Consider the following 18,391-nt stretch of genomic DNA (forward strand, 5'->3'; position numbering starts at 1 on the left):
CGTTCTTCATATTTATTGAGTATTTTCACTGTGGTGTGCCTTGTGGTAACCACCTGGATGGGACGATGACTGCTCTGCGCCTTCCTTTTATTTTGATGCTCGCTGGCGTTCTTGGCCTGGCGGGTTGCAGCGTTCACCAACCGGTGTCGCTGTATCAGCTGGACAGCGGAAGTCCGGCTCAGCCTGCGCAAAGCGCGGGCATGGCGGTATTGCTCGGCCCGGTTACGGTTGCCGATTACCTGCAGCGTGAAACGCTGTTGCAGCGTCAGCCGGATGGCAGTCTTCAGGCCTCGACCGATGGTCGTTGGGCCGGCAGCCTTTCTTCCGACATCGATCAACTGTTGCTGCGTCAGGTAGCGGGTCATCTGGACAGTCAGCGTGTGGTGCTGGCGCCGGCGAGCGTGGGCTTCACACCGGATGTTCAGGTACTGCTGACCATCACGCGCCTGGACTCGGGCGAGTCGCAACCGGCGATCCTCGATGCTCAATGGCGTTTGATCGACCGTCGCGGGCAGGTTCGCGATAACCGCATCGTTCATCTGCAAGAACAGCACGCGGGCGGTACAGCGGCGCAGGTTCAGGCTCAGGGTGTGTTGTTGCAGAAGCTCGCCGAACAGCTGTCGATCGCGCTCAAGCCATTGGCCAATCAGCCACCGATTGCAGAAGCGCCAAAAAAACCGGCGGCCAAGCCTGTGGCTCCGGCGACAGAGCAAGAGAAACAGCCGAAGATCCCGATGGCTGCGCCGATTCGTACGGATATGGAAGTGTTCAGGTTCTAAGGTCTGGATAGATTTCAAACAGAGCCCGCAGAGATGCGGGCTTTGTTGTTTCTGCCTGTTGGGAATCTTTAGTGCCTGTCTCGGCCTCTTCGCGGGCAAGCCTCGCTCCTACATGTATTGCTTCGTACACAAATCGCGCGAACCACTCGAAACCTGTAGGAGCGAGGCTTGCCCGCGAAGGCATCAGGGCAGGCAACAAAAAAGCCCGCAGACAATCACTTGTCTGCGGGCTTCTTCACATCCGGGCTTAAGGCTGCTTACGCCCGACGCTCATGCATCCGCGCCAACTGCCGCTCCAGCATCGACGGATAAGGCTCCATCAACCGCTCCACGCAGCACGCACCCTCAGGGCTGGCAATCGGGCGGATCCGCGCGCGCTGGCGAATCAGCGCGTCGTCACTGATCTTGCGCTCCACCAGCAGCAGATTGCGGCTGTGTTGCGACAGGGCCAGGGCGTCCTGGGCGGTTTCGGTCAGCAACAGGTCGATCTGGCTCAGACCGAACAGCTCATCACCCAAGGTCACGCCCAGCTGCAATTGCAGGGTGATGCCGCTGTCGGCGACTTCGATCTGCAACTGATGGCCCAGGGCTCGCAGCAACTCGCCGCAGCAGATGGCGTTGGTCAGGTAGTCGTCGCCGCTGTCCTCGGTGTGGAACACCATCAGCGTGCTGCCATCGTTCAGGCTGTGCAGTTCGCCCTCATAGAGCGAGGCTGCCTGATCGAGGCAATCGCGATAACGTTTGAGCAGTTCTTCCAGGCGCGCCCGTGGCAGGCGGCGCAATTGATCCTGGGCGCCCAGTTGCACGGCCAGCACTGCGCTGTGTTGCGGCACGTTCGATACCGGCGCTCTGGCTACTGGTTTCGCGACTGTCGATTCGTCACGCAAATCGGCGAACGCATCGTCGTCATCTTCGTCTTCGACGGTGCTGACGATGTGCCGTGGCGCAGGTTTGAGGCTGGCGACAGGCTTGGTCTCGTCGAAACTCGGGTCGCGCAGGTTGCGCACTTCGAAGGACGGCTCGGCGTCATCGTCGTAATCGACGTCGTCGAACTCAGGTTCCGGTGCGGGTTCAGGCTCGGCCGGTTCCGGCGCGAAGTTGGCGTGCAGCTGGCGAGCCAGGTCGCCGATTTCATCCTGGCGGTCGGTGGCCGGGGTGTATTCGTCGATGTTGCGCAGCCACACGCGCAATTGCAGCAGCGGCGTGGAGATGTGCCGACCCAGGCGCAGGCTCAAGGCCAGGGACAGTGCCAACAGAATTGCACTCAAGATGCCCATGCTTTGCAGGCTGATGGTCATCGGCTGCTGGAATTGATCCATGTCCAGGCTGATGCGCAGTTGCCCGGCGGTCACGTCCTGGAAGGTGATCTTGCTCTGGTACATGCCCTCGGCTTCGCCCAGCAGGCCGTGCTTGGGACGCTGACCGGCTTCGGCGAGGATGCGGTTGTCCACGCTATAAATGGCGGCGTGGGCCACCAGCTTGTTCTTGGTCAGGTTGTTGAGCAGCACGTTGAGGCTGAGGATGTCGTTGGACACCAACAGCTCCGTGGCGGACGTGGCGGTCTGCGTGGTCAGGCTTTCGCCCAGCGCATCTGCCTGCTCGTGCATGGCCTGCTTGAACTGCAAACCCATCACGCAGGCGTAGATCACCAGGGCCAGAGCGACCAGGATCACGTTATGGCTGGCGATGCGCAATGCAATCGGTACACGGCGGTGGCGCAGTGCACGGAAGATCAGCAGAAAGAAGTTATCGGTTTTAACTGGCGTGGGCCGGTTCACTTGAGCTCGGCTCTTTTGTCCGTGAAGTTGACGCGCAGTATAGCGACAGGCCCTAGACCGGCAAAGCGCTCACGGTGCCCGATGGTCACTGAAAGTGGGTAGAATGCGGTTTTTTTCCACCTGCGGGGGTGCGCCTTGCGCGAAATCGTCCTGATAAACATCACTGGTGAGGACCGTCCGGGTCTGACCGCGGCCATTACCGGCGTTCTGGCCCAGGGTGGTGTGAACATTCTCGACATCGGTCAGGCGGTGATCCACGACACCTTGTCGTTCGGCATCCTGGTTGAAATTCCTGACACCGAGCAAGGCAAGTCGGTGCTCAAGGACATCCTGTTCAAGGGCTATGAGCTTGACCAACAGGTGCGTTTCACGCCGGTGTCCGAAGAGGATTACCAGCAATGGGTCGGTAATCAGGGCAAAAAACGCCACATCGTGACGCTATTGACCCGCAAAGTGACTGCCGGGCAATTGCAGGCCGTGAGTTCGATCACCGCCAAATATGGCCTGAACATCGACCACATCGATCGCCTGTCCGGGCGCATGCCGCTGGATACCCCGGCCGATAAAGGCAAGGGCTGCATCGAGTTTTCCGTGCGTGGCGAAGCGGCGGATCCGCAAGCGCTGCGAGCGGAATTCCTCAGCGTCGCCCAGGAATTGAACGTCGACATCGCCTTCCAGGAAGATTCGCTGTTCCGCCGCAACCGTCGTCTGGCGGTGTTTGACATGGACTCGACGCTGATCGAAGCCGAAGTCATCGACGAACTGGCCAAGGCGGCCGGTGTGGGCGATCAGGTTTCGGAGATTACCGAGCGGGCGATGGCCGGCGAGCTGGATTTCCGTGCCAGCTTCAAGGAGCGCCTGGCGTTGCTCAAAGGGCTGGATGTCAGCGTGCTGGATTCGATCGGTGCCTCGCTGCGCCTGACCGAAGGCGCCGAAACCCTGTTCGCCGAACTCAAGCGTCTGGGCTACAAGACCGCGATTCTGTCGGGCGGCTTCACCTACTTCGCCAAGCAATTGCAGGCCAAGCTGGGCATCGACTACGTGTTCGCCAACGAGCTGGAAGTGGTCGATGGTAAGGTCACCGGCGTGGCGGTCGAGCCGATTGTCGATGCGCAGCGCAAGGCGGATCTGCTGAAGGAGCTGGCGCACAAGGAAGGCTTGCGTCTGGAGCAGACCATTGCGGTCGGCGACGGCGCCAACGATTTGCCGATGCTGGCGATTGCCGGGCTGGGCGTGGCATTCCGCGCCAAGCCGCTGGTCAAGCAATCGGCGAAGCAGGCGATCTCCACGTTGGGGCTGGATGGCGTGCTGTATTTGCTGGGTTTTCGGGATCGTGACGGGCAGCTCTGAGTCTTGTATTGACTGATAGGGCCTCTTCGCGGGCAAGCCTCGCTCCTACAGGTAATTGCGTACCCCCTGTAGGAGCGAGGCTTGCCCGCGAAGGCGTCACCGCCGATTTAACGTCGGGCCCTCAAAGCGTCTGCCACAACGAATCAAACTCCTCCTCGACACCAACCACGCCGCTCCCCGCGGCGTTGTCGTTTCTGGCCGCTTCCAACGACCGATACGCAAACTGATTGAAGCTGTTGGTACTCGACACCCGCCGATCCAGTCCGGCCCGGCGCTCCTCGCCGTTGGTGTTGATCAGCACCTTGTGGCCTTCCTGGAACGGCAGGCGTGGAGCGAGCAGGGTGGCCGGCAAATCTATCGCGCTGATGGCCGGCAGCAACAGGCCGCGCAGGTAGTGGCTGTGGTCGTCCCGGGTGCGCACCAGTTGCAGGCCGCAAGGTTCGGCGTATGGCGCGACTTGCTCGATGCCCATCTGCGTGCCGCCGCCGCGAACCTGGCGGATCCAGCGCACCACCGCAATGCTCCAGCCTGCGACCGCCGTGTCCTCGATGCCGACCATCTCGCCAGCCTGTAGCTCGGCCGGCACTGCGTCAGGCCAGGCCAGGCAATAACCCCCCGGGCTGTGATTGATCACGGGCAGGGCGTACGTCGGAAAGTGGCGGTTGCTGGCTTCGTGACTGTCGTCATTCTGCAGCTGCCGGTATTCGATTTCTTCGTAGGGCAGCAACGTGTCGGCGGTGCCGTGGGGCGCTGCGTCGAAGGCATGGCTCCATTGGTCCTTTTCCCGGAGCGCGGGCGATATCGCCGTGAACTGCGCACGGCGGGCGCCGGGGTGTTTCAGGATTTCGCTGAACGGGCGCTGCCCGCCCAGATAGAAGTGCAGCGCGCTCATGCCCACGCACAAGGTCAAGGTGCCTTGACTGGCGGTGCGCTGGAAACTGCGCTCGACCGCCTGCCCCCACGCGGCACTCAGGTGTTGCAGCGTATCCAGGCTCAGGCCTGCCGGCACCGGGAGTGGCGACTCGCCGTCGTTTTTTTCCAAATGGGTGTCGATGGCTGCGACCAGCGGCTGCGGATCGAACCCCAACAAACGCTCCTGTTGCCCGGGCCGGAATTTCGAGCGGTAACGCGGTCCGATGTCGAGTTCCGGGGCGATGGCAAACAATCCATCGGCCGGTGTTTCCGGTTGCAGCTTGATCAGTTTGCTCCACGGCTCCAGCACTTCGGCGAGCCGCGCGATCTGGTTCTGGCGCAGTTGATTGCAACGTGCGGCGCCCACTAGCAGGGCGACTACATACGACTGTTCAATGCTCAGGTTTTGCGTCTGGCTCGCCAATTCATCGCGCAGGTTCAGATGCTGCAGCCGTAGGCTAAAGGCGATTCGATATAGCTGGTGCAGCTCCAGCCACACGCCTTCCGGCACCGGGCAATAGAGTTGGGTGGCGCGGATCAGTGACCCGTTGAGGCAATGCATCGCCCGTTGCAACGCCTGGGCCAGCAGTGGCGCACGGTCCTTGCTGAAGCGCGGCGTGATGCGCACGACGATCTGTTTGTAGCCGATCGCCAAGTGGCTTTGCAGCGCCTGGCAGAGGTTGGCGATCTTGCTTGAACGCTCGTCGAGGGCAATCGACTGGTGCAGGAAATGCCGCTCCAGGTGTTTGCAGACGTAATACACCTCGGGCCTTAGCAGTTCGAGCAATTGCAGGCGATTGTCGCTGGGTGTCAGCAGCTGGTTCAGTTCGCTCAAGCCTTGATAGAGCTGGCGTGCGGTTTCGCCGATGTTGGCTTTGGGCAGGTTGGCGATCCAGCGCTTGAGGTCGCGCGGGGTGGCTTCGCAGAACGACAGGCGCAACTGTGCGGGGACAGGGGCGCTCAGCAGAAGGTGGGGACTGGTCTCATTCATGCGGTGGACAAACTCCAACCGGGAAATGGGCAGTGAATGACCAGACTTTAGCAGCTATGACTAGGGCGCGCGCATTGCAATGCCTGTTCTCTGTAGGAGCGAAGCTTGCTCGCGAAGAGCCGGAGGACGCCGCGGATCATCAGACAGATCCCGGTTGGCATTGACGACCTTCGCGAGCAAGCTTCGCTCCTACAGTAGAGCAGCGGTGGATCAGGCTTTCGGCAGGCCCATGCCCTGGCCCATCTGCACCGGCGAACCGGCCGCCAGTTCTTCAGCCCACTGCACTTGATCCGGGCCGAACAGCACAACAGCCGTCGAACCCAGTTTGAAACGACCCAGTTCCGCACCTTTCTCCAGGTGGATCGGTGCACGGGCAGCTTCGTCGTAGCGGAAGGTTTTCAGCTCGCGTTTCGGTGGGGTCACCAGGCCAGCCCACACGGTTTCGATCGACGCCACGATCATCGCGCCCACCAGCACCACGGCCATCGGCCCGCGCTCGGTGTCGAAAATGCACGCCACACGCTCGTTACGGGCGAACAGTTCCGGAACGTTTTCCGCAGTGGTCTGGTTGACCGAGAAAATCCGCCCCGGAATGTAGACCATCTCGCGCAGCGTGCCGGCCAGCGGCATGTGCACGCGGTGGTAGTCCTTCGGCGACAGGTAAATCGTCGCGAAATCACCGCCCATGAACGGCGCGGCGTTGGCCGCGTCACCGCCCAGCAGTTCCAGCACGCTGAAGCTGTGGCCCTTGGCCTGGAACACGCGGCCGTGCTCGATCGGGCCGAGCTGGCTGACCGCGCCGTCGGCCGGGCTGAGGATGGCGCCCGGGGTTTCGTCCAGCGGGCGAGCGCCGTCTTTCAGGGCGCGGGTGAAGAATGCATTGAAGTGCTCATAGGCGGTCAGGTCTTCGACCAGGGCCTGGGACATGTCCACCTGATAACGCTTGGCGAACCACGCGGTGAACGCATTCTTGAACCAGCGCACACGGCATTCGGCGATGCAGCCGGCCAGTCGCGAGAGCAAGTGGTGGGGCAGCAGGTATTGGCTGAGGATAAACAAACGCTTATTCATTAACTGTCCTTAAAAACCTTAAATCTCTACAGGCGTATCGGGATGGTTACCCCATTCGCCCCAAGAGCCGGCGTAGCCTTTGACCCGCGGATAACCGAGGGACTTGGCCACCAGATAGGTGAAGCCAGAACGGTGGTGAGTCTGGCAGTGGGTAATCACTTCTTTGTCTTTGCTGATCCCGAGTTGTTCGAGGATCTGCGGCATGTCCGTGCGGATGCGCAGGTTGCGCGTCCGGTCCATGCCCGCGGTCCATTCGAAATTGACCGCGCCGGGAATGTGTCCGCCCTTGGCCGCCAGGACTTTCTCGCCGGAGTACTCCAGCGGCCCGCGCGCATCCCAGATCGCCAGGTCGGCGGCGCCGAGACGGCTTTGCAGGTATTCGCGGGTGGCGGTGGGTTCGTCGTGCAGGGTCAACGCAACCGGGCCGCCGACCGCGGGCGGGATCTGGATCGACATCGGCGAGCCTTCCGCCAGCCACGCCGTCAGGCCGCCGTCGACATAGTGATACTTGTGGTGGCCGATGACATCCAGCAGCCAGATAAAACGCCCGGCCCAACCGCCGCCTTCGTCGTCATACACAACGTAGACCGCATCGGGGTTGTGGCCCAGTTCACCGAACAACGCTTCGAGAGCCGCTTGCGGCGGCATCAGGCCCGGCGCCGGTGGCTGGCCGAGTTGCGTGCGTTTCGGATCGACAAAGCGCGCGCCGGGAATATGCCCTTCGGCATAGCGGGCGCTGCTGGTCAGGTCCACCAGAATCAGATCGCGGGCATCTAGTCGAGAGAGCAAGTCGCTCGGTTCGATCACCAGCGGCAAGCCAGAGAAGTCAGACATGTGAGGTCTCCAGAGCACAAAGGGGAGGATTGTAGCGGGTCATTGGCCGCGATGGCTAAAGGTGTGCAGGGCTTTCTCGATGCACTGCGCGGTTTTGCCAAAGGCTTGCACGGTAATTTCGGAGAACGGCCCGCCGCCCTGGTCCGCCACCACGATCATGATCACGCGGCCGTTGTTGACCAGCGAGCGCAACAGCAGGTGTTCGCCACCGAACTGCGAGCGCAGGCTGGCCGGCAGCAGTGCCGAAAATTGTGCGTTGTTGGCCGGGGTCAGGCGTACCTGGGCTTGTTGCGAGAGCAGGCGTTGCAGCACGGTGCTTTGGCTGACCACGAAATTCAGGCCAGCCGTTTCTTTCGGCAACCCGGCAATCTGGTGCACGCGCAGATTGGCGTGCGTGCGGTCGGCCATCAGGATCATCACCCGGCGCATGCCGCATGCAACCAGTGCATCGCGGGCCGAGTTGGTCAAGTGCATGGCATTGGTGAAACGACTCGGCTCCACCAGCAGCTCGGCGCATTGTTTGCGCCACTTGGCCAGGTCCTCGGCGGTCGGCGCCGGGGCTGGCAGCAAACCGGCGTGCACACGGTTCATGCCCTGCGGCCAGAGCAGCGCGACGGCGGGGTGCCAGAGGTCTGGCATGGCGTGCTGGCGCGCACTGTTGGCGGCCTGCTGGTGAAGTTGCTGCTGCACCTCGTCCATCGGCATTTGCAGGTAAAGGCTGGTCAGGTACTGCCAGCGTTCACTGTGCGGACAGTCCCAGGCGTGCTGTGCCGACAGCGCCAGACCGTTGGCCAGCAACACCGTGTTGGCCGGCTGATTGAGCCAGCGGCGCAACGTCGGATCGTCATCGAGACGGTTCTGCTGGCGCAATGGATGATCGCTGTCGCGCGCGATGCGCAGGACTTTCACCAGTTCCCGTTGCTCATTGAGTAACAGCTTGTAACCCTGCTGCACCCAGTTCGGCAGGTGCCAGATTTCCACCAGGGCCTGACCGATTTCCAGCAGGCGTACGCCGAATAATTGTTTCTCGACTTTACGTGCGGACTCGCCCTTATGGATGACCCGCAGCTCCCATTCTTCGAGCAATTGCGGATGGGTCAACGCCAATGGCCACAACGGCGATAAAAACAGCAGGCTGCCCCAGTGGATGTCCTGCCACAGCCGCGCCAGGCGAGCGGCGAAAAAGCCGTTGGCCTGTTGCGTCGCGTGCTGGCTGATCATCTGCAACTGGCGCAGGGCCACGGGAATGTCCGATTCCGGCATCGCGGGCAGCCGTGCGAGCAGTTCTTCGGTGCGCTTCAAACCGAGGCGATTGATCGCCACCTCAAGGTTTTCCGCAGGCTCGGTCATGCTGCCGTGGGTGTGCCGGTTGGCTTCACGAATCACGCTCAAGGCCAGGGCGGGGCTGTCCTGCATCAGCTCGGCGATATCGCGCAACGAGCTGCGGTTATCGCCGATGGCCTTGCAGACCCGGTCATGACTGCCTTGCGGAACGGGCAGGTGCACGCCGTCCAGAAGCTTTACCCAGCCTTGGAGCGTGTTTGGTTTTGGAGTTGGAACGTTCGTTTCGTTAGCCATGGTTGGACGCGATCATCGTCTGCATTACCTATGCCCGAAGTGGGCCAAATTGGCTTTTCGCCTGAACTGGCTATAGTCTGGCGCAGTTTTGCCGATAAGTAGAAGAAGAGATTTTTTAACTTCCGAATATGACCTTGAACCCGACTCAGTAAGTGCTCTCCTACCTATGGCTAAAATAATCGGCATCATCGTCGTATTCGCGAGCGTGCTCGGCGGATACGTGCTTTCCCACGGCAAGATTGCCGCCCTGATTCAACCCTTCGAGGTGATGATCATCGGTGGCGCGGCCCTTGGTGCATTCCTCCAGGCCAACCCCGGTTACATGACCCTGCACGTGCTCAAGAAGTCCTTGAGCATGTTCGGATCGCGTTTCAATCACGGCTACTATCTTGAAGTGTTGGGGCTGATCTACGAGATCCTCAACAAGAGTCGCCGCGAAGGCATGATGGCCATCGAAGGCGACATTGAAGATGCCGCCGCGAGCCCGATCTTCGCCAAGTACCCGTCGGTGCTCAAAGACGAGCGCATGACCGCGTTCATCTGCGATTACCTGCGCATCATGTCCTCCGGCAACATGGCTCCCCATGAGCTGGAAGGCCTGTTCGACATGGAACTCTACAACCTCAAGGAAGACCTCGAGCACCCGTCCCACGCGGTGAACGGCATCGCCGACGCCATGCCCGGTTTCGGTATCGTCGCGGCGGTATTGGGTATCGTGGTGACCATGGCGTCCCTGGGCGAAGGCGACCAGAAGTCCATCGGTCTGCACGTGGGTGCGGCACTGGTCGGTACCTTCTTCGGTATTCTCGCGGCGTACGGTTTCTTCGGCCCGCTGGCCCACTCCCTGGCTCACGACGCCAAGGAAGAACTGAACGTCTATGAAGCCATCAAGGCCTCGCTGGTGGCTTCGGCTTCCGGCATGCCGCCATCGCTGGCGGTAGAGTTCGGACGCAAGGTTCTGTACCCGGCGCACCGTCCTAGCTTCGCTGAGCTGGAACAAGCGGTTCGCGGTCGCTAAGTCATGGAAAATAATCAGCCGATTATTATCAAGCGCGTCAAGCGCATCGCCGGCGGGCATCACGGGGGCGCCTGGAAAATCGCCTTCGCCGACTTCGCGACGGCGATGATGGCGTTCTTCCTGGTGTTGTGGCTGCTGTCCACCGCGACACCGGAACAGAAGCTCGCCATCGCCGGTTACTTCAAAGACCCGATCGGCTTTTCCGAAAGCGGTACGCCGTACATCATCGATCTGGGCGGCACGCCGACCCTGGCGCCGGAAAACACCCTCAACCCCGAGGTGAAATCCCAGCCGCAGCCGGACAAGGTGACTGTCGACGCCGAGCAGGTCGAAGGCATGGCCGAGATGGTGGAGAAGGAACGCCTCGAACTGTTGCTGCAGGAACTGCAGAACAAGGTCGAAGAGAATCCGCAACTGAAGAAATTCAAGGACCAGATTCTGTTCGAGATCACGCCGGATGGTTTGCGCATCCAGATCGTGGACGCCGAAAACCGCCCGATGTTCGACTCCGGCAGTGCGCGTCTGAAACCGTACTTCGAAGACATCCTGCTGGCCATGGCCGACACCATCAAAGCGGTGCCGAACAAGATCAGCATCAGCGGCCACACCGACGCCAAGCCGTACAGTGGCCAGGGTGATTTCGGCAACTGGGAGCTTTCAGCCAACCGTGCCAACGCTGCACGTCGTGCGCTGGTGGCGGGCAGTTATCCGGAGCAGCAGATCGCACGCGTGGTCGGTTATGCCTCGTCGGCATTGTTCGATCGCGAGAACCCGCTCAACCCGGTCAACCGCCGCATCGACATCATCGTGCTGACCAAAAAAGCCCAGCGTGCCATCGAAGGTTCGCAAGGCGTGGAACCGACTCCGGAGCCGACACAAGGGCAGGGCGGCCCGGGTGAAGTGCCGGCCGATCCGAATGCATTGCCGGCGGATAAAGAACCGTTGCCGGCGCATGAGCTTCGCGAGCGTTTGAATCTGTTCGATGACCCGGCACCGAAACCGGCTGAACCGCCGAAACAGTGACCCACAAAAAAGCCGACAGCGATGTCGGCTTTTTTTTGCTTTGGTTTGGAGGTCACTTCATTTTCAGTTTGAGCGCGGTCCCTTGTAGGAGCCGGCTTGCTGGCGATGGACGCAAGTGCGCCGCGTTGATTCAGACAGCATGCGTTATCGTTGACGACCATCGCCAGCAAGCCGGCTCCTACAGGTATTGCGTTGTCTGTGTTTCCCGGGATTCCGTGAAACCAACGCCGCACACATGTTGATCCAGGACGGCTGTGATGCCTTGGATGTGCTGGGCTGGACGCTGGAAAAAGCCGCACGCTGAAAACGAGAAAGCCGCGAGATGATCGCGGCTTTTTTGTGTCTGCGGGAAGCGGCTTAGTAGCTGCTCTCCGGCAAACTCGCGATGATCGAGCGATAGCTGTTCATCCGTTGCTGCTGTACGCGGCCCTCTTCCAGCGCCTTGAGCAAGGCGCAACCCGGTTCGCGGTCGTGCTTGCAGTCACGGAAGCGGCAGGTGCCGATCAGGTCGTTGAACTCGATGAAGCCGGCTTCGACGTCGGAACGGCTGACGTGGCCCAGGCCGAATTCGCGGATACCCGGGGAGTCGATCAACTCACCACCACCGGGGAAGTGGAACAGCCGCGCGGTCGTGGTGGTGTGAGTGCCCTGGCCGGACAGCTCGGACAACGGGCCGACGCGGGTTTCGACTTCCGGCAGCAGGCTGTTGACCAGCGACGACTTGCCGACGCCGGACTGGCCGACGAATACGCTGATGCGTCCGTCCAGTTGTTCCTGAAGTTGCTCCATGCCATTGCCGTGGTGCGCCGACACTTCCAGCACCGGATAACCCAGCGTGCGGTAAACCGCGAGCAAGGCATTCAGCGCCGGGGCGTTCTGCTCGTCGATCAGGTCGAATTTGTTCAGCAGCAGCAGCGGTCGGATGCCGGCGTGCTCCGCAGCGACCAGATAGCGGTCGATCAAATTGGCGTGAGGCTCGGGCAGCGGCGCGAAGACGATGACGATCATGTCGACGTTGGCGGCCACCGGCTTGAGCTGGCCACGACTGTCCGGGCGGCAGAGTTCGGTTTTGCGCGGCAGTTGCGCCACGATCACCCCGATGCCCTGGTTGCCGGCACGCCAGACCACCTGATCGCCGGTCACCAGCGCCGGCAGGTTGGCGCGCAAGTGGCAGCGGAACACCTGGCCGGCCAAATCGCCATCGAGTGCTTCGACTTCGACCTGCACACCGAAGTGTGCGATCACCAGGCCGGTCTGTTCCGGACCCAGGTCGCCACCCTCAAGTGCCTCGACAGCCGAGGACTCGCGTTTGGCGGCGCGGGCAGCGCGTTCGCCCTGAATCTTTTCGATGCGCCAGTTTTGACGACGATTGAGTTGGCGTTTGGCCATGGGTGTTCCGTATCAAGAATGCAGCGATTAGGTAAAACGGCCGCGAGTTTAGCACGCCCGGCCACCTCCCTAGGCTAAACTGCGCAGCATTGCCTAGGAGCCGACACATGCAAAACCCGCAGAATCTGATCTGGATCGACCTGGAAATGACCGGTCTGAACCCTGATACCGACGTCATCATCGAGATGGCCACCATCGTCACCGACAGTGATCTGAACACCTTGGCCGAAGGCCCGGTGATCGCGATTCACCACAGCGATGAAATCCTCGCCGGCATGGACGAGTGGAACACCCGTCAACACGGCGGCTCGGGCCTGACCCAGCGCGTGCGCGACAGCCGCATCAGCATGGCCGAAGCGGAAGCCGAGACCATCGCTTTCCTGGAGAAGTGGGTGCCGAAGGGCAAGTCGCCGATCTGTGGCAACAGCATCTGCCAGGATCGCCGCTTCCTTTATACGCACATGAAATCCCTGGAAAGCTTCTTCCACTACCGCAACCTCGACGTCTCGACTCTGAAAGAGTTGGCCGCACGCTGGGCGCCGGACGTGCGCGACAGCTTCAAAAAGGGTAGCACCCACCTGGCGCTGGACGACATCCGCGAATCCATCGCCGAGCTGCAGCACTACCGCAAGCATTTCATCAAATTCTGATCAGGCGGTGCCTGTTCCGGCGCCTTCGCGGGCAAGCCTCGCTCCTACAGGGGCGCGTTGTGCCCGTAGGAGCGAGGCTTGCCCGCGAAGGGAGTGACGCGGCCGATCTCCGTGATCGCCCCCTTTTGGTGCTGCATCTAAATGGCTAGACTGCGCGCCTTCCTGCAAGGACCGCCACCATGTTGCTGATGCTTTACCTGATCGCCATCACCGCCGAAGCCATGACCGGCGCACTGTCTGCCGGCCGTCGCGGCATGGACTGGTTTGGCGTGGTGCTGATCGCCTGCATCACGGCGTTGGGCGGCGGTTCGGTGCGCGACGTGCTGCTCGGTCACTACCCGCTGACCTGGGTCAAACACCCGGAATACCTGGTGCTGACCTCGGTTGCGGCCATGGTCACAGTTTTCACTGCACGCTGGATGCGCCACCTGCGCTCACTGTTTTTGGTGCTCGACGCCGTGGGGCTGGTGGCGTTCACCCTGATCGGCTGCATGACCGCGCTGGAAATGGGCCACGGCATGCTGGTGGCGTCGGTCAGCGGCGTGATCACCGGGGTGTTCGGCGGCATCCTGCGCGACATCTTCTGCAACGACATCCCGCTGATCTTCCGCCGCGAGCTCTACGCCAGCGTCTCCTTCGCGGCGGCGTGGTGCTACATGCTGTGCATCTATCTGCAACTGCCCGGTGAACAGGCAATTCTCATCACCCTGTTTGGTGGCTTCTTGCTGCGGTTGTTGGCGATTCGTTTTCACTGGGAAATGCCAAAGTTCGTTTATAACGACGAGCAATGAGCGGCAATGCTTACATTCGTCAAGAACGGCACGAATAACCTATAAAGTTGCGGTATATATGTAGCGTTTGTCAGGCGAGTAATTAAATAAGCTGTGGTTTTCCACTGTTTAAAAAGGTTACTTGCATGTCTGATTCAGACTCGACAAACGCGCAGCCCGACGCGCATCAAACGTTGATAATAAAGTCGATTCCCGACTGGTTGATTCGTGCGCCTGCCGAAAGACGCCTGGCATTGAAAAGCGCCGGAGTTGTTTTTCCGGACTGGTACCGCTCGGCATCCGCCGCCAGTCATGAGGCCTTGAAGCAGGCGACTCAACGTAGCTGGGTTTCGCAAACCCGGGTGGACCGCCTGTTTGAAGGCCTTGCCGACGTTCGCGCATTTGCCGAGCCGTTGCTGGTTGAGGCCCTGAAAAGTCAGTTCGAGATAGAACTGGATGTCAGGAAAACGTACCTGCGACTCTATGTCCCCAAAGACTTACTGGTCCGCTATGAAGTGACGACGATTTCACTTCTGGATGCTGCCTTGCATAACTTCGAAATGAAGGAGACGGCAGCGCGTTACTTTGACAGCGCTTCATGTTTTATCACTGAGCCCGATGCGGCCGGACAGTTCGATATTCTTCAGATTAATAGTCGCTTGTCTGTCGCGGCATTTGCCTCGCTGTGCCGACAACTTGATATCGGAGGGCGCTATAACCAGCAACTTGAGGCGCTGTTATTACCTGCGGATGCTGCGGCCAGAGCGATGCTGGCAAACAAAGTCATTGCCAGTCAGCAGGATCGATTCAGGGTGGCGACACTCCTGGCGCGAATGAAAGGGGACATCGGGCACGCTGAGCAGACGCTGTTGCCGGGCCTGCTCACAGAGCAAAAAACACCGTTGCCTGACGCAAAAGCGCTGCGCTTGTATCAACTGAGCCTCTTGGGAACGGCGTTGACCGGCATCGTGCTGTTCTCGGCGGATCCAGAACATTCTCGCGAAGTTGAACCGGTGATTGCCTACATCCCCGATGACCCAGAGCACCCGCTGAAAACCTATGCCTCCTCCCGCGAACTCGTGGACGAACTGACCCGGCAATTGCGCTCTACCGATTACCAGCGTTTTTTTGCCCGGTTTGTCGCTCACGACCAACGAGGCACCTTTTTCGCCACGTTGCTTAGTTTGCTCAACGCCGCAGCCCCCGATGTGCGCCCCAACCTCCGGATGCAAACACAACGCGTGGGCCCGCAATTGTGGACCTGGCTGTACCAATCCAGGTTGAACCAGATCCTCAATGACGCCCGCGTCATGGCCGTGTCTACCGCAGACGAAGACCGCAAGTCGCGCTGGGAACAATGGGACCGCCTGGAAAAAGTCGCCACCGTTGTGCTGAAGGTCGCGGCGCTGGCGGCGATCCCGTTCGTGCCGTTTCTGGGCGAACTGATGTTGGCCTATACCCTGTACCAACTGCTGGACGACACGTTTACCGGCATCCTTGATTGGGCCGAAGGGCAGTTGATCGAAGCGTCGGCGCATTTGCTGTCCATTGCTGAAACGGTCGCCCAGTTAGGCGCGTTTGCCTTGGGCGGCCTGGCCGTCGGCAAACTGCTGTCCGTCGCCCCCGGCGCTTTCGTCAGCCGTTTGAAAGTCGTTGATATGGGGGCAGGTCAGCAACGATTGTGGAATCCCGATCTGAGTGCATATGAGTGTGCAGTGCGCTTGCCGGCCGACTCCCGGGCCGATGCGCTCGGTTTGCATCGGCATCAGGGCGCGAGCGTGCTGCCTCTTGATGGGAAAACCTATGAAGTGGTGCCCGAGGCTGACGGGGATGTCTATCGCATTCGCCACCCGGACAGGCCGGATGCCTACAAACCACAACTTGCCCACAACGGCGCAGGAGCGTGGGCGCATGAGGTTGAGCGCCCCATGGAGTGGCGGCGCGCGCAACTGTTTCGGCGCCTGGGGCATTCGGTGGCCGAGTTTTCGGATGTCACGGCTGGACGCATTCTGGCGGTGAGCGGCATCGACGAGGCGGTGCTGCGCGACATGCACGTTCATACCCGGCGCCCTCCAGCCTTGCTCGAAGACACCATCCGGCGGTTCAAACTCGATCAGCAGATTCAGGCGTTCATCGCGCAGATGCAAAGCACCGATTCGCGGGTGTATTTGAAAGCCGATCCGCAGATGCAGGTGCAACTGCTGCAATCTCGGGGCGTCAGCCTGCGGGACAGCCAGCTGCGAAGCGGCGATGTGGTTCGAAGCGTGGTTGAAACACTTGAGGATGCGCAGCTGAAAAAACTGCTGGGTGAAAGCCCTGCGTTTGGCGATTCATTGCCAGGAATCGACGTGCGGGCTGCCCGGCTGCGACTCAGAATCGCGGTTTGGGCACAGGAAAGTCGCGCCAGTTTGTTCGAGGCAAGTGAACGCCACTTTGAGCTGAGCAGTGATGAAAACACCCGGCAGATACGCCGGATTTTTCCTGATCTGCCCAAAACCATCGCTGAAGAATTATGGCGTCATGCAGAGGCTGCCGATCGTCTGCACATGCAGCGCAACCTCGGAATCACCCGGCGAATGGCGCATGAAGCGCTGTTCTATCTACGGGAAGTACGCCTCAGCAGGGCGTACGAAGGGCTTTATCTGGAGGCGAGTGCAAATCCGGACTCCGACAGGTTGGCGCTGCATAGGCTCGAAAGCCTGAACGGCTGGTCGCCAGAGGTGCGCATCGAAGTGCGTGACGGCGATTTTGACGGTGCATTGGTGGACAGTATCGGTGGTCCCGAGGCCCCGATTCGCAAAATCCTGGTCAGACAGAATGGCCAGTACCAGGCCTACGATGGCTTCGGCAAGGAGCTGCACGCATTCGACGATCTCTACGGCGCCGTCCAGCATGCCCTTCCCGATGCTCAGCGCCGGGCGTTGGGTTTGCCTCATGTCGGGCAGGGCGCGGGGCTCCGGCAGGCGGTCAGGCAACAAACACTGATGCCTCGCTCGCAAGCCAGGGCCTTGCTGGGACAGCCGCCATTGGAGGCGGGTGCTCGTTCGCCCATGGGGCTGGCCGTGGGGCGTTCCGGCTATCTGTTGGGCGGTGGCGATTTTGTGCCGGAGCCGGCGCGTTCCGTAGGGCAGCGGCTTCAAGCGCTGTACCCGACGCTCTCCGAGGAAGAAATGACGACGCTACGCAGCGAGCGATTGATCGGGGAGCCGGTGTTGGCCGTTGCGCGCCTGGAGAACGAGTACGTGACGTTGGTCAATGAATTGGAGATGTGGAGCCATGACGTGCCGTCCCGTCATCCGGCCACGGGATCGATACTCACAGAGAATGAAATCTCTATTCAGCGCCAGGGCAGAAACCTGTTCGCGCAGGAGTTGCAGGCGAATTGGAGTCGCAGACTGACGACGGCCAACCGCTACACATCGACCACGCTTGATTACGATCTGGAGATACTCGGTGAGTTACCGGTGTTGTCGGCAGACTTCAGCCATGTTCGTGAATTGTCTTTGAGCAGCAGCGCCGGGTTGGGCGGGCATTCCTTTCTCGCCAGCTTCCCGGGTGTGCGGTACCTGACATTGTCAGGCTTCGCGCTGGAGACTTTGCCCTTGGAAATCTATCAGATGAGGGCACTGGAGACGCTGACCCTTGATGACTGTGCTATCGAACTGAATGAGGCAGCAGTCGACGGCCTTGCACATATGGAGGGTTTGACGCTGTTGCACCTCGATAACAACCGGCTTGGGTTGACTCCCGATGTTCGTTACATGAGCAGGCTGGACAGTCTTTACTTGAAAAGCACAGGTTTGATGGAGGTGCCTGTCGGATTGTTCGATCTTGAACAACTGGCATTTGCCGATCTGAGATTCAATCAGATCACCACATTGCCGGATGAGCTGTTTGAAGTTGCAGATGCTCGAGAGGTTAATTACAACTTGTTGGGTAATCCGTTGAGTGAGGCCTGCAGGTCGCGTATTGAGAATTATATTGAGAGCTCAAGTCTTGATAAAAAGATAATTATTCAATTTGACGGTGCGCTGGATGAAGAAATTGATTGGCAGGAAGCGCCTGATTCGGACGACAGCGGAGTTGATGAGGGTGATCCGGACTGAGTCTGCTGTAATGCTTTGTAAGTGATTGTCTGGGTGGAAAGTTGCATGTTTAAGTTTGTGGCAATTACTGCATTGAGGCGCTGATTTTTTCTTGTTATTAATCGGTGATACGACCCGTTGAATCGATTAATAACCAGCAAGG

Annotated in this window: 13 protein-coding genes; 7 read left to right on the forward strand and 6 right to left on the reverse strand. The window is 60.2% G+C overall.

Annotated elements, in window-relative coordinates; genetic code table 11:
- Positions 1-65 precede the first annotated feature (65 nt).
- Positions 66-779 carry a PqiC family protein gene (locus tag K5R88_RS23790; RefSeq protein ID WP_008027916.1) on the forward strand — a complete coding sequence of 238 codons (714 nt, stop codon included), beginning with the start codon at positions 66-68 and terminating at the stop codon, positions 777-779.
- A 257-nt stretch (positions 780-1,036) separates the two neighbouring features.
- On the opposite strand, the gene K5R88_RS23795 is transcribed toward K5R88_RS23790, so the two are convergent.
- The gene (locus K5R88_RS23795; protein ID WP_226298477.1) at positions 1,037-2,557 is read right to left on the reverse strand and encodes an AhpA/YtjB family protein; all 1,521 of its coding nucleotides are present in this window, start codon (positions 2,555-2,557) and stop codon (positions 1,037-1,039) included.
- Between the two features lie 135 nt (positions 2,558-2,692).
- Between K5R88_RS23795 and serB the strand changes: the two genes are divergently transcribed.
- Positions 2,693-3,907, forward strand: a complete 1,215-nt coding sequence (serB, locus tag K5R88_RS23800) for a phosphoserine phosphatase SerB (protein ID WP_008027919.1) — start codon at positions 2,693-2,695, stop codon at positions 3,905-3,907.
- A gap of 121 nt (positions 3,908-4,028) precedes the next feature.
- On the opposite strand, the gene K5R88_RS23805 is transcribed toward serB, so the two are convergent.
- From K5R88_RS23805 to K5R88_RS23820, 4 genes are all read right to left on the reverse strand, one after another.
- Positions 4,029-5,810: a molecular chaperone gene (locus K5R88_RS23805; RefSeq protein ID WP_226298478.1), complete on the reverse strand. Its 1,782-nt coding sequence runs from the start codon at positions 5,808-5,810 to the stop codon at positions 4,029-4,031.
- Between the two features lie 210 nt (positions 5,811-6,020).
- Complete coding sequence (gene asd, locus K5R88_RS23810) at positions 6,021-6,881, reverse strand: archaetidylserine decarboxylase (protein WP_008040415.1); 861 nt, start codon at positions 6,879-6,881, stop codon at positions 6,021-6,023.
- An 18-nt stretch (positions 6,882-6,899) separates the two neighbouring features.
- Positions 6,900-7,715: a rhodanese-like domain-containing protein gene (locus tag K5R88_RS23815; protein WP_008040417.1), complete on the reverse strand. Its 816-nt coding sequence runs from the start codon at positions 7,713-7,715 to the stop codon at positions 6,900-6,902.
- A 39-nt stretch (positions 7,716-7,754) separates the two neighbouring features.
- Complete coding sequence (locus K5R88_RS23820; RefSeq protein WP_008040419.1) at positions 7,755-9,293, reverse strand: HDOD domain-containing protein; 1,539 nt, start codon at positions 9,291-9,293, stop codon at positions 7,755-7,757.
- Between the two features lie 166 nt (positions 9,294-9,459).
- Here K5R88_RS23820 and motA point away from each other — a divergent pair, with 166 nt between their 5' ends.
- The gene (gene motA, locus K5R88_RS23825) at positions 9,460-10,311 is read left to right on the forward strand and encodes a flagellar motor stator protein MotA (protein WP_008027935.1); all 852 of its coding nucleotides are present in this window, start codon (positions 9,460-9,462) and stop codon (positions 10,309-10,311) included.
- A gap of 3 nt (positions 10,312-10,314) precedes the next feature.
- On the forward strand, positions 10,315-11,334 hold the full coding sequence (gene motB / locus K5R88_RS23830) for a flagellar motor protein MotB (RefSeq protein WP_223451140.1): 1,020 nt from the start codon (positions 10,315-10,317) through the stop codon (positions 11,332-11,334).
- Positions 11,335-11,691: 357 nt separating this feature from the next.
- Here motB and rsgA read toward each other — a convergent pair whose 3' ends face one another.
- The gene (gene rsgA, locus K5R88_RS23835; RefSeq protein WP_008035286.1) at positions 11,692-12,723 is read right to left on the reverse strand and encodes a small ribosomal subunit biogenesis GTPase RsgA; all 1,032 of its coding nucleotides are present in this window, start codon (positions 12,721-12,723) and stop codon (positions 11,692-11,694) included.
- A gap of 107 nt (positions 12,724-12,830) precedes the next feature.
- Between rsgA and orn the strand changes: the two genes are divergently transcribed.
- The 3 genes from orn to K5R88_RS23850 all read left to right on the forward strand — a co-directional run bounded on the left by orn (position 12,831) and on the right by K5R88_RS23850 (position 18,249).
- Positions 12,831-13,373: an oligoribonuclease gene (orn, locus tag K5R88_RS23840; protein WP_008035288.1), complete on the forward strand. Its 543-nt coding sequence runs from the start codon at positions 12,831-12,833 to the stop codon at positions 13,371-13,373.
- A gap of 179 nt (positions 13,374-13,552) precedes the next feature.
- On the forward strand, positions 13,553-14,164 hold the full coding sequence (locus tag K5R88_RS23845) for a trimeric intracellular cation channel family protein (RefSeq protein WP_008035291.1): 612 nt from the start codon (positions 13,553-13,555) through the stop codon (positions 14,162-14,164).
- 125 nt (positions 14,165-14,289) lie between these two features.
- A complete protein-coding gene (locus K5R88_RS23850; RefSeq protein WP_226298479.1) occupies positions 14,290-18,249 on the forward strand; it encodes a dermonecrotic toxin domain-containing protein in 3,960 nt (1,319 codons plus the stop codon).
- The last annotated feature ends 142 nt before the right edge of the window (positions 18,250-18,391 follow it).

It is taken from the genome of Pseudomonas sp. MM213 (assembly GCF_020423045.1).
Lineage (GTDB): Bacteria > Pseudomonadota > Gammaproteobacteria > Pseudomonadales > Pseudomonadaceae > Aquipseudomonas > Aquipseudomonas migulae.

Bases quoted from the DNA above. Each gene is read 5' to 3' on its own strand.
- K5R88_RS23820 (WP_008040419.1), bottom strand. From the start codon at position 9,293: ATGGCTAACGAAACGAACGTTCCAACTCCAAAACCAAACACGCTCCAA.
- K5R88_RS23850 (WP_226298479.1), top strand. From the start codon at position 14,290: ATGTCTGATTCAGACTCGACAAACGCGCAGCCCGACGCGCATCAAACG.
- K5R88_RS23845 (WP_008035291.1), top strand. From the start codon at position 13,553: ATGTTGCTGATGCTTTACCTGATCGCCATCACCGCCGAAGCCATGACC.
- K5R88_RS23815 (WP_008040417.1), bottom strand. From the start codon at position 7,715: ATGTCTGACTTCTCTGGCTTGCCGCTGGTGATCGAACCGAGCGACTTG.
- K5R88_RS23805 (WP_226298478.1), bottom strand. From the start codon at position 5,810: ATGAATGAGACCAGTCCCCACCTTCTGCTGAGCGCCCCTGTCCCCGCA.
- motB (WP_223451140.1), top strand. From the start codon at position 10,315: ATGGAAAATAATCAGCCGATTATTATCAAGCGCGTCAAGCGCATCGCC.
- orn (WP_008035288.1), top strand. From the start codon at position 12,831: ATGCAAAACCCGCAGAATCTGATCTGGATCGACCTGGAAATGACCGGT.
- K5R88_RS23790 (WP_008027916.1), top strand. From the start codon at position 66: ATGACTGCTCTGCGCCTTCCTTTTATTTTGATGCTCGCTGGCGTTCTT.
- motA (WP_008027935.1), top strand. From the start codon at position 9,460: ATGGCTAAAATAATCGGCATCATCGTCGTATTCGCGAGCGTGCTCGGC.
- rsgA (WP_008035286.1), bottom strand. From the start codon at position 12,723: ATGGCCAAACGCCAACTCAATCGTCGTCAAAACTGGCGCATCGAAAAG.
- asd (WP_008040415.1), bottom strand. From the start codon at position 6,881: ATGAATAAGCGTTTGTTTATCCTCAGCCAATACCTGCTGCCCCACCAC.